At 52.6% G+C, this 11,134-nt stretch carries 8 protein-coding genes, 1 tRNA gene and 2 pseudogenes; 5 read left to right on the top strand and 6 right to left on the bottom strand.

The window, feature by feature from the left end; genetic code table 11:
• Positions 1-249: 249 nt before the first annotated feature.
• Positions 250-3,462, bottom strand: coding sequence for a cyclic nucleotide-binding domain-containing protein (locus tag POG22_RS09000; protein WP_498904826.1), 3,213 nt, complete (start codon positions 3,460-3,462; stop codon positions 250-252).
• A gap of 86 nt (positions 3,463-3,548) precedes the next feature.
• Here POG22_RS09000 and POG22_RS08995 point away from each other — a divergent pair, with 86 nt between their 5' ends.
• The 3 genes and pseudogenes from POG22_RS08995 to POG22_RS08985 all read left to right on the top strand — a co-directional run.
• Positions 3,549-4,010 carry an SET domain-containing protein gene (locus POG22_RS08995; protein WP_063719607.1) on the top strand — a complete coding sequence of 154 codons (462 nt, stop codon included), beginning with the start codon at positions 3,549-3,551 and terminating at the stop codon, positions 4,008-4,010.
• Positions 4,011-4,278: 268 nt separating this feature from the next.
• Positions 4,279-5,058, top strand: a pseudogene (locus tag POG22_RS08990) (PAS domain-containing protein); the annotation flags it as partial.
• A gap of 549 nt (positions 5,059-5,607) precedes the next feature.
• Positions 5,608-6,372: pseudogene (locus POG22_RS08985) on the top strand (adenylate/guanylate cyclase domain-containing protein); the annotation flags it as partial.
• Between the two features lie 16 nt (positions 6,373-6,388).
• Here the strand turns inward: POG22_RS08985 and POG22_RS08980 are convergent.
• The 3 genes from POG22_RS08980 to POG22_RS08970 form a co-directional block, all read right to left on the bottom strand.
• Positions 6,389-6,473: transfer RNA gene (locus tag POG22_RS08980), tRNA-Ser, on the bottom strand.
• A gap of 111 nt (positions 6,474-6,584) precedes the next feature.
• The gene (locus POG22_RS08975; protein WP_498904824.1) at positions 6,585-7,496 is read right to left on the bottom strand and encodes a metallophosphoesterase family protein; all 912 of its coding nucleotides are present in this window, start codon (positions 7,494-7,496) and stop codon (positions 6,585-6,587) included.
• Positions 7,497-7,503: 7 nt separating this feature from the next.
• Entirely contained in the window at positions 7,504-8,157 is a 654-nt protein-coding gene (locus POG22_RS08970) for a ribonuclease HII (RefSeq protein ID WP_498904822.1), read from the bottom strand.
• 156 nt (positions 8,158-8,313) lie between these two features.
• Here POG22_RS08970 and rpiA point away from each other — a divergent pair, with 156 nt between their 5' ends.
• Positions 8,314-9,021: a ribose-5-phosphate isomerase RpiA gene (gene rpiA, locus POG22_RS08965; RefSeq protein WP_498904821.1), complete on the top strand. Its 708-nt coding sequence runs from the start codon at positions 8,314-8,316 to the stop codon at positions 9,019-9,021.
• Positions 9,022-9,161: 140 nt separating this feature from the next.
• Here the strand turns inward: rpiA and POG22_RS08960 are convergent, their stop codons facing one another.
• On the bottom strand, positions 9,162-9,797 hold the full coding sequence (locus POG22_RS08960) for a peroxiredoxin (protein WP_498904820.1): 636 nt from the start codon (positions 9,795-9,797) through the stop codon (positions 9,162-9,164).
• Between the two features lie 198 nt (positions 9,798-9,995).
• Here POG22_RS08960 and POG22_RS08955 point away from each other — a divergent pair, with 198 nt between their 5' ends.
• Entirely contained in the window at positions 9,996-10,292 is a 297-nt protein-coding gene (locus tag POG22_RS08955) for a hypothetical protein (RefSeq protein ID WP_063719613.1), read from the top strand.
• Positions 10,293-10,436: 144 nt separating this feature from the next.
• On the opposite strand, the gene POG22_RS08950 is transcribed toward POG22_RS08955, so the two are convergent.
• Positions 10,437-10,916: a calcium-binding protein gene (locus POG22_RS08950; protein WP_498904818.1), complete on the bottom strand. Its 480-nt coding sequence runs from the start codon at positions 10,914-10,916 to the stop codon at positions 10,437-10,439.
• Between the last annotated feature and the right edge of the window lie 218 nt (positions 10,917-11,134).

The following is an 11,134-nucleotide window of genomic DNA, read 5'->3' as shown; positions in this document are numbered from 1 at the left end:
TCTAGCTTAAATTCCCACGTCATGTTTAGCATATCTAAACTGTAGCAAATCTTTTGTAGGTTACTCCCCTCGGTCGCACTTCGCTACACCACCAGCCAAGCTTTCAGCTATGGCTGGAGTACTGCGAAGAATCTGGATAGGACAACGTTCGGGGAAGACATTTCAGTTTAAATCATCAAAAATGAAAATATTTATAGCAAAAAACCCGAATTTAAATGTAAAGAGTGTGGATGACAGTTTGTGAAGTTTTTAGAACTCACTGTTGAACGTCGCTAACGCGAAACAACTCGGCAGTTTCGGCAAAATATCGATCAGAACGTCGAAGCTGTCTTTCGTCAAACACAACAGTTGACTCGCCGAGTCCGCGATCGCCGTGGCACCATAAGGAACGTCCCCAAACAAACCGCTATCGCCGAAATAGCTTCCCGACGTCAGATATCTTTCTTCTTCCTCCATCGACGACGTGACGCGCAACTGACCGCGATACAACACATAGAGCGTGTTTCCCACCTCCCCTTCTCGACAAACCACCTCCCCTTCTTCATAAGTTTTCAACTGAAACCCGCGATCGAGAGACCACACTTCGTCGAGGGACAGATCGCGAAACAAAGGTGTTGTTTTTAAAAACAACACGCGACCGATCGAGAAATCTGAAATCCGTCCGGTCGTGGCTGCCGCAAACGCCTCTTTAACCACACTTTTAACGATGCGATCGCGCTCTCGCTTCACCGTATCCGGTAACGGATAGCGATAGGCCGTCCACACCAACAGCGTCCCCACGCGCACCCATCGATCCTCAGAACCCAACAACTCCTCTAACACCAACTTGGCGCGATCGGCGTCGAGTTCCGCCACAGGCGATCGCCCTTCAGGATATTCCACCAACGGCAAAATCGGCATCACGTACCGTCGGTGAGGAATCGACGCCAACGTTTCGACGGCGTTGGCGCGTTTGCGTTCGTCTCGTGCGTGCAGCATCTGCCGCACCTCCATCAAGGCGTGACGGCTTCCCAAACAGGACAACACGTGAAAAACCCGATTGACGATCCGCTGGCTGCGATCGCGAAACACCATCACCAGCGGCTGCCAAGACTCCGATCGAGCGGGAATGCGCTGCCACCACAACTGAATCGACTCGGCGGCTTCATAGTCCTGCTGCAAATAATCTTCCAAAAAGTGTAGCGCCTGGCTCGTTTGCACGTTGGCGATCGCCGCGACTGCCGCTTCCGAAACGTCCGCCCGCGCCCCGAACAAATACACCCGAGCCAACCGCTCCAAATTATATTCCTCGTAGTTGGCCAGTGCCGCCGCCGATCGCAGACGTACGTTTACATCCAAATCTTCCAATCCCCGCGCTAAAAACTCCCAAAACTGGGGCAATCGAATCGCCCCCAACAAATCGATCGCCGCCACGCGTACTTGAGGACTCGGGTGTTCCAAAAACCGCACGGCCAGTTCTCCGAGGGTTTCGTCCCCTTCAGCCGTCAACTCCGCCATCCCCTTCAACACTTCGATCTGTACGTCTACCGAAGCATCTTGCAACAATTCCAACAACTGCGGGATCGTGTTGGGATTTCCCGTATGGCGAATGCCGCGAATCACGACCTTTTTCGTTTCGTCGTCCATATCCGACTGCCAAACCGCCGCACAGTGCAGGCGCAACCGATCGTCGAGATCGCCCCGGTGCTGTGCCACCACCGCCACCAACGCGCGAAGCGCCGGGCGATCGCTGTAACTGAGTCGTTGCAAGTCCTCGACCGCCAACGCTTCCTTTCGCGCGACGAGGGCTTCTAGTGCCATCAATTGTCGTTCCTCCTCTGCCGAGGCCAAACTCGCCCGCAGATATCGCGTCACCCCCGCATCTTGCGTCGTCTTGCTGAAAAAGCGCAAAATTCCCCGACGCAGAGAAACATCTGCTTCGGCAAGAAGTCCGTCGATTTCCGTTAACAGGCGACTGGGTCTCCGTAAATAGACGGCCAGTTCTAAAGCTTCCCTTTTTTCCTTCGCATCGCCCCGACTCAGCATTTGAGCCAGTTGTACGCTTTGGCTTTCCGGTAGCTGCATCAACCCCTCACGCACCGCCTCGAGGTCGAGTTTGTCCGTTTTCGATCGCAGTCCCGACAGCAGCGATCGATAATAATTCTGACCCAACTTGTAGCGCACCCCGACAAAAAACGCCGCGACCGCCATTCCCATTAAGGCGATCGTCTCGAAACTGACGTACAGCCTCGCCACCCACAGCAGTCCGCCCGTAACAGCCAGTCCCAACGAATAACACAGCCCGTTCGTGACGGCGCGGACTTGTCCGAGGTAGCGGTTGGGGATGGGATTGTAAACCAACGTATAAGCCGGTTGGTCGATGGCCGTATCGACAGTCGACGAGTTAAAATGCGCCAACACCGCCACGGGGAACGACGGAAACACCCACAACCCCACGAACGAGAAAAACGTCGAAACTGGATAAATCGAATTGACCCGCGCGACTCCCAACTTTTCGATGAGCTTCCGCGTCAGAAAAAACAACACCAGCATTTGCAGAGCGCTGTTAGCCGCACTAAACGCCCCTAAAAAGCTCGTCAGCCCTTGGGGATCGTCGGCGAACGTTCTCGCGTAAACACCGAAATACAAGTATTCCGCCAAGCTGTACAGCACGATCCACAGAAACGTACTTCCGGCTAAAAACTTCACGATCGGATACTGTTCGGCCAGGCGCAGCGGAGACGGCGGCGGTTCGTCAGTCGAACGTAAGGAGTCCCCCCGACCCGTCTGAACGGTTTCTTCGGGGGGAATCGGTTTCTCGCGGCGTTCTAAATTCCATACTTGCCCCAACACCAACAAGTACAGAATGGGCAGCAACAGCAAAATATCCTGCGTGGCAACAAACCGTGCCAACACGCTGACGAGACCGCCTCCGAGCAAACCGCCGACAGCCTGCGCCATCGTAATAAAAGGGGCGCGGCGGTTGTACTCTCGAGAGGTAAAATAGTCGGAAATCAGGGTCGGCAACAAAATATCGAGTTGTAGCGTCCACTGAAAATACACGCCGACGAAGAGGGCGTAATAAATTGGCTGCACGTCCCAAAACAGCAACAGCCGAAATAGCAAGGCCACCCCCGCCGCTGCCACCGACCAATAGCGAAATAGCAGCGGGTGGGGAACGCGATCGGCGACACGGGAAAACACGCCGTATACGGGGGTCGAAGCTAACCCCACCAGCACGTAAGATAGGGGTAAGCCGTCAGTTCCAACGTGACTGACAAACAACGAACTGGCCAAGGTGTAGCCCATCGTATTGAGCGCCATCACCATAGCGGCCAATGCCAGTACGCGAGCCAGTCTGACCAGTTTTCCCTGCTGCGACGAACTGGACTCGACACGACTTGGCAAAATTTTAGCGAAAGTTTGCTTGAAGATTTGCACGAGTTGACCTTGTAACGCTTTCGCGAAGGAACTCTTTAACATAAATCTGACATACTAGACGGTCGTACCACTCGAATGTCACCCTGGTTTGTGAAACAAAACTTGCGTCGGACGGAACGCGACCCAACATGAGCTTAGATACCGTTTTCCACGTGGAAATTCGTCCTGCTGGACAAAAGGGCTTGGGAGTCTTTGCCACTCGGGACTTCCAGAAAGGTGAGACTGTCGTGGTCGCACGCTGCATCGGCGTGTTGCCCGAGCGCACGATTTACTCGATTCAGGTCGATTGGGACGTTCACATTGAGATGGACGAACCTGCAATTCGCATTAACCATTCTGACAACCCAAATACAGGCGTGCGAGATAACAGCTTCGGGGCTTACGATTTCGTCGCGATCGTCGATATCGCGGCCGGTGAAGAAATCACCTTTGATTACGAAACCACAGAGAGCGACTTAACGGAAGAGTTCCAACGATGCTGTCCGCCTCGAGACGGGGGCAAACGCCTGTCTCGACAAGGATTTTCGGGATTGCCGGCCGAAGTCCGATCGCGATACGGAGAGTTTGTCGCTAACTATCTCAAATCGTAGCGGATTCGGTCTGCCTCCCCGGACTATCGACAGTATCGTCGATGCGAGAGTTCCCAGCCAACCCCGCCCCGATCGCGTGAGTTTTGCGAGAACTGAGATCGCGAGACGTTCGGCCCGATCGCCTATCGGACAATCTGGGGAGGCAATTTCACCGCCCAATCCCGCCGGAGAAAGCGAAACGTTACAGTATTGATAAAGGGTGGAGTTTTCTGTCGGCAACAGACAGAAGCTAACGCCAAACATCGTTTTTCGATCGCGACGAACGCTCATGAATCCCGAGATCGCCCGCTTTTCTGTTTTACCTCACCTTGCGTTTATTACTATCGATCGCTTATTTTCGACGATCGAGGTCTCGAAACAGGCGACTGATTTTATCGGTCTCGAAGACGCGATCGCACCGGGATCGGATATTTTTGAATTGTTGCCGGAATTGTGCGGACTCGAAGCAGTTTTCGAGGCAATTCAAATTGGCGAACAGGACAACTTTTCGCTACCCGCCATCGTTCGCTGCGATCGCGAGGGAACGATGCGCTATTTGGATTTGTACGTGGTACGCGACGCAACGGCTGCGGCACGGGAAGGCTTGGTGTTGTTCCTCGAAGACGTGACCCATCGTATGGAGTTGGAACAAACCCTCGTGCAATCGTCGAACGAGATGAGTTTGCTCGTTGAAAAGCTGTCGGCCTCGGAAGCCTATGTCGAACAAATGGTGCGATCGATGCCCGATGCTCTCATCGTGACCTCGCTGTCGGGAACGATCGTGAAAACGAACGCTTACGGTCTCGATTTGTTGGGCTATCGCGAAGAGGAACTGATCGGACGTCCTTTTATTGATATTTTAGAAGACGAAAATTTTAATATTTCTGAAATTCAAAGATTTCTGTTTGAAGATGAAGGAGAGATTCTTAAAAATATTGAGTTGGTTTGTCGTTGTAAGGACAACCGTAAGGCGATCGTTTCGTTTTCTTGTTCGGTCAAACTAGCACAGTCTGACGAACCTGCTCAGTTTATTTATATCGGACGAGATATCACGAAAAGTTATCGCGCTCAACGACGGTTGATGGCGCAAAATACGATCACAAATGTTTTATCTCAGTCGCAAAGTTTTGCGTCAGCTCTCCCGAAACTTCTGCAAGGACTCTGTGAAGGACTCGATTGGGATCTCTGTGAGTTTTGGCAGCCAACGACGATCGAAGCGAAGGAGGAGAAGATTTCTCCAGAACACTTACACGGTCGAAATTTACACCATCGGAATTTACACGGCTCTAATTTAAACTGTGTAGATTTGTGGGCTAAGCCGTTTATCGATACGTCGCGTTGGTCTCCTGCCACTTTCGGACGTTCTTGTGGTTGGGTGAACGCAACTTGGCAACAAGAGAAGGCGTTGTGGTTGACGATCGCAGAAACTGATATCGCCAGCGATCGCATGGCCGTTTCCGAACAGTTGTTGTTGGCGACGGTGGTTCTCTGTCCGCTTCAAGTCGATGAAGAACGTATCGGCGTTTTGACGCTGTTTTGCCAACACACGCTCGATCGCGACGAGGAACTCCTGCAAATGATGGATACGGTGGGCAATCAAATCGGTCAGTTTTTCCAACGCAAGCTCGCTGAAGAAGCACTACGTCGCGAACAAATCGAAACGGAAAAACTTCTCCTCAATATTTTACCGGCCGCGATCGCCAAACGTTTGAAAAACGAATCGAAAACTATCGCCGATGACTATACCTCCGTGACGATTCTGTTTGCGGATATCGTCGGATTTACGAAGCTGTCGTCTCAAATTCCCGCGACGGAGTTAGTCCAGTTACTCAACTACGTTTTTTCAGCCTTCGATCGCCTTTCCGAACGTCACGGTTTGGAAAAAATCAAAACGATCGGCGATGCGTATATGGTCGTCGGCGGACTCCCCGAACCCCGATCGAACCACGCCGAGGCGATCGCACAAATGGCCTTGGATATGCAGCAGGTGATTACGGAGTTCAACCGCCAAACTCGTAGTTCTCTCGATATTCGGATCGGAATTCATTCCGGGCCGGTGGTAGCGGGGGTGATCGGCCTGAAAAAATTCGTTTACGACCTGTGGGGAGATACGGTGAATATTGCCAGTCGCATGGAATCCCACGGCGTCGCCGGTCAGATTCAAGTGTCCGCCGATACCTACGATCGCATTCGTTCGATGTTCGTTCTCGCCGAACGCGGGACGATTCACGTCAAAGGCAAAGGCGATATGAAGACTTATTTTCTCCTCGGCCGTAAAGGGACGACCGCAGAGGACGGCGATCGCCAACGATCGCTCCCTTCAGTTCTCCAAGCCAACCGAGATATCGCCGAACTCATTCAGCGAAAACTGCAAGATCGTTAAAAAAACTGCTAAAAAACGGAGAGGGGGAGATTCGAACTCCCGGAAGCTTGCGCTTCATCCGATTTCAAGTCGGACGCAATCGACCACTCTGCCACCTCTCCACAGAGTCCGTTCCCCATTATAGCATTTTTGCAGTCACCAGTCAATGATAAAATGATGGGAACTCCCCACTCTTCACTCTCCCCTCTTCATTGAAAAAGCTCTTCTTCCCGTCAACCGGTCAACTCTTCATCGGCCCGATCGAAATAGGGAATTTCTTGCAAGGTTTGGCTGTCGTCGTCTACCCAGCAGAGAGCGGCGTCGGTGACACAGCCGTTTTCTAAGGTGACGATCGAGAAATTACGGGCGATGCGGCGATCGATTTCCATCACCCGAGGGACGCTGGCGACGTTCAAGTACAGCGTTCCGGCGTCATCGAAGCAAACCGACCGACGCAAACGAGTTTTCGTATGGCGGAGGCGATGGTGCATATGGCCGAACGTCACCAAGGGAATTGATTTTCCGTCGCCGCGTATCGTCGCGATCGCCTCGGCGAAATCGCGATCGCCAAAGTCGCCACCAAGGGGATTCCAATCGCGGCCGCAGGGGTCTTCGGCGGCGTCTCCCAACCCCGTCGGACCGTTGTGTCCCAGGAAAATCAGCGTGTTACAGGTGGCGCGTTTGGCACTTTCGACGATGCGTTGGGTCGATTCCTCAAAGCTGCTGACGCCAAACCAGGTTTGATAAAAGTCGGTGTACTTCCAGGTGGGGCCGCCCCAACTACAAGGACGACCGCCGATGACGGAGACGCCGAGTTCGGGGAAATCTCGCAGGCCGTACCCGACGCGATCGCTCCCAAACAGATCGAGTTGTTGTTGAAAGCGGTCTTCCTGGGTGCGATCGTAGGGACATTTTCGCCGTCCCCAATCGGTGGCGGTATACCAAGCGTCGTGATTTCCCAACACCACGGCTTTGGGAAGGTCGAGTCGAGCGATCCGTCTGACCACGTCAACAGACTCGTTTCCGAAGTCGCCGACGAACAACGCCAGGTGAACGTTTAATTGTTTTAAAATCGTGCCGTCTGTATCGTCCCATTGGTCGTGAACGTCTCCGATAACGGCGATTCGGATTGCAGTCGGTCTCATGTTGGTGTTAGTCGAAAAGTCTCGGTTCGTCTTTTATTGTTGACTGTTTTGGTCTCGATCGTGTTTGTTTTGACGGTATTTGACAGGGGGCGAAGGAACGGCGGTGTTGGGGAGACACACCGAATTCTCGTAACGCCTGACGGTGTTTGGCGGTTCCGTAGCCTTTGTTTTTGGCCAAGTCGTACTCGGGATAGTCGGCGGCCAAACGGACGATTTCCGCGTCTCGCCAGACTTTGGCGACGATGCTGGCGGCGGCGATGGCGATTTCGTGGCGATCGCCTCCGATAACGGTTCGTTGGGGAATCGCTAAATCGGGAACGGGGCGATTTCCATCGATGAGACACAGCGTTGGTGTTGGGGTAAGCTGCTCGATCGCGCGTTTCATCGCCAGTAACGTGGCTTGTAGGATGTTGAGGCGATCGATCTCTTCGACAGTCGCGACGCCGATGCGACCGTCGAGGGCGATGTCCGCGATGCGATCGCGCAAGGTTTCGCGGCGTTTGGCGGTGAGTTTTTTACTGTCGGTGACGCCGAGGTGTTGTAGGGCGATCGCCCCCTCTGGCGAGAGTAACACGGCAGCAGCCACCACCGGGCCGAACAGCGCACCGCGTCCGACTTCGTCCACACCAGCGATCGGATGAGATCCTGAAAATTCGTTCACAGTCTATCGAGTAGGAAACATAGAAAAACGAAACTCGGGCGATCGCGCGTCTTCTGAAGCGACGCCTCACGGGGTAAAGTGTTGTAGAGACGGTAGCGCAGGTAACAGGAGGCGCGATCGTCTTTGACGCATTCAACGGAAACAGGAACAGCCAGGATGAGTGAAGACGCAGTCAAAGTGATGAAGCAGCAAGTCGGGAAAGCGGCCGCCGACTTGGTGAAATCGGGATCGATCGTCGGTTTGGGAACGGGATCGACCACCGCCTACGCCATTCAATATATCGGCGAACGTCTCAAAAATGGCGATCTCCAAAACATTAAAGGGATTCCCACCTCGTTTCAAGCCCGAGTACTCGCCAAAGAGTACGGAATTCCCCTCACCACCCTCGACGAAGTCGATCGCATCGATATCGCCATCGACGGCGCCGACGAAGTCGATCCCCAAAAACAGCTAATCAAAGGCGGTGGCGCAGCCCACACCCAAGAAAAAATCGTCGATTCCCTCGCCGAACAGTTCGTGGTGGTGGTAGACGAGTCGAAAATCGTCGAGAAGTTAAATCTAAATTTCCTGCTTCCGGTGGAAGTTCTTCCTATGGCGATGACGCCTGTAATGCGAAAAATCGAAGCCCTCGGCGGAAAAACCAGCCTTCGCATGGGCGTTAAAAAAGCCGGGCCTGTCGTCACCGACCAAGGAAATTTGGTCGTTGACGTGAAGTTCGACAACGGAATTGACGATCCCGCCGAACTCGAAAAAAACCTCAACAACATCCCCGGAGTCTTAGAAAACGGCTTGTTCGTCAACGTCGCCGATGTGGTGTTAATCGGAGAAGTCAAAGACGGACAACCGACGGTTCGTCAGATGTAGGAAGCAGGGGAGAGGAAGAGAAATTGTTTAATTATCAATTCTCTCCCCTCATCACCTTGTATGTGGGCGGTGTACATTGGCGGTGCGTGACAGATCGATCGGTCTCACGTTCGACACCCTATTTTTTCAAGTCACGCACCCTACTTATTCGGTTGTGGTGTCATCCGCAGATAGGGTTTGACCTCTTTAACCCCTTTGGGAAACTGCTTTTGTGCGTCTTCGGTAGAAATCGAGGGGACGACCACGCAATCGTCGCCGTCTTTCCAGTTGACAGGCGTTGCGACTTTGTAGTTATCCGTCAGTTGTAACGAGTCGATAACTCGCAGGATTTCTTGGAAGTTGCGTCCGGTACTCGGGGGATAGGTAATAGTCAGACGCAGTTTTTTCTGAGGATCGATGACAAAAACTGTCCGAACGGTGACGTTGGGATCGGCTTTGGGGTGAACCATCCCGTAGAGATCCGAGACTTTGCGATCGACATCGGCGAGAATGGGATAGTTAACCGCCGTAGCTTGCGTTTCGTTGATGTCGCCGATCCAACCTTTGTGCGATGCGGCGTCGTCGATGCTCAGCGCGATAACTTTGGCGTTGCGCTGCTCGAACTCACCTTTGAGTTTTGCGACTTCACCGAGTTCGGTGGTGCAGACTGGGGTATAGTCCGCCGGGTGCGAGAACAGCACGACCCAGCTATCGCCCGCCCACTCGTAGAAGTTTATCGTTCCTTCAGAGGAGTCTTGCGTAAAATCGGGGACGATATCTCCGAGTTGTAGAGTCATAACCAAGCTCCAAACATCTCAGCAACACCTTCGATTGTACGGCCGATCGCCGTGAAAAACTACGGTTTGTCGGTCGGGTTTTGCCACTTTGGGATTTGCAGCTCGGGAAACATCGAGCGATCGCCTGTGCCAGTACGTTGACCGCTACAATGGAGTGAACGCTTCGTACTGCTGGCACTATCGAAGGAGAGCTGCGCCGTGTTGCAACTCCTGCGTCCTTTTATTGAAACGCTGCAACCTTATCTCGTGCCGATTTGTTTCGTGTGCGCTTGGGCGATCGTACTTGCGATCGTGGCGAATACCGTCGCGGCTGTGAGTTCGGGGGTTCGTCGCGCTAAAGAGATGCACCGTATTCCCTGTACGGATTGCAAGTTTTTCACGAACGACTATCGCCTTAAATGTCCGGTTCATCCAAAAACCGCTCTGTCCGAACGGGCGATCGACTGTCCCGATTATCGATCGACTCGTCCCGAATTTCTCGATCGCCTATATTGAACACAATAGGAAAGATCCGACGGATTAGCCAGATCGAATCGGCTGAATCAAGGCGAATAGACGATCGATCGCACTAAGTTTTCTCTCTCAATGGTGCAGAAAACTTTTCGAGACCGGGGATTGACAAAACGCATAAAATATGTATCAAAACTCGAGCCAGATCCCCGACATCTCCAAAATGCCGGGGATCTCGGGCAGCAAGTTACCGATCTGGGATTTTTTGGTTGACTTTTTAATCAATAGCTCGAACAGATCTTCTCCGGCTCCCCCAATTAAGGTATCGCCGCCACTACTAATCAGGAGATCGTTTCCGCGATCGCCCTGTAACAGATCGCTTCCTCCACCTCCATCTAACGTATCGTTATCACGACCGCCAACGAGGGTGTCGGCTCCGCTTCCGCCTGCTATAACGTCGTTTCCAGCGTTGCCGAAATAAATGCGAGGGCTGTTGTCGTTTTGGGCGATATCGTTGCCACCTCCCAGGAATACGGCATCGATTCCTGGCGAACCTGACAGTGCGTTTTGCTGTTCGCTAGAGAGTTCGGCAAAGTTTAAAACGTCATCGCCTGTTGTGGTGATAGCAAAATCGAAGTTGGAACCGGTCAGGATGTCTGAGAAAACCATAATTCAAGTGGCTGTTTATTTGTCAAAAGGGAAAACAGAGGAAGAGAGGAAAACCCAGTCTGACGATATTGTTTTAAGGCTCTTCCGACCTTGGTGTGTAGGGTAAATGCTTGTAGCCTTTATCTGGCAAGGGATTTCTCGATTTGAGCTGCCTTTTTATACAGTTTAGCAAAAACTCTTATACTGTAAGGGTTTCAGCGATTTCTTGCATAGTAAGT

This window comes from Geitlerinema sp. CS-897, assembly GCF_028368005.1.
GTDB lineage: Bacteria > Cyanobacteriota > Cyanobacteriia > Cyanobacteriales > Geitlerinemataceae > Baaleninema > Baaleninema simplex.
This window is presented reverse-complemented; position numbering and strand designations above follow the sequence as displayed.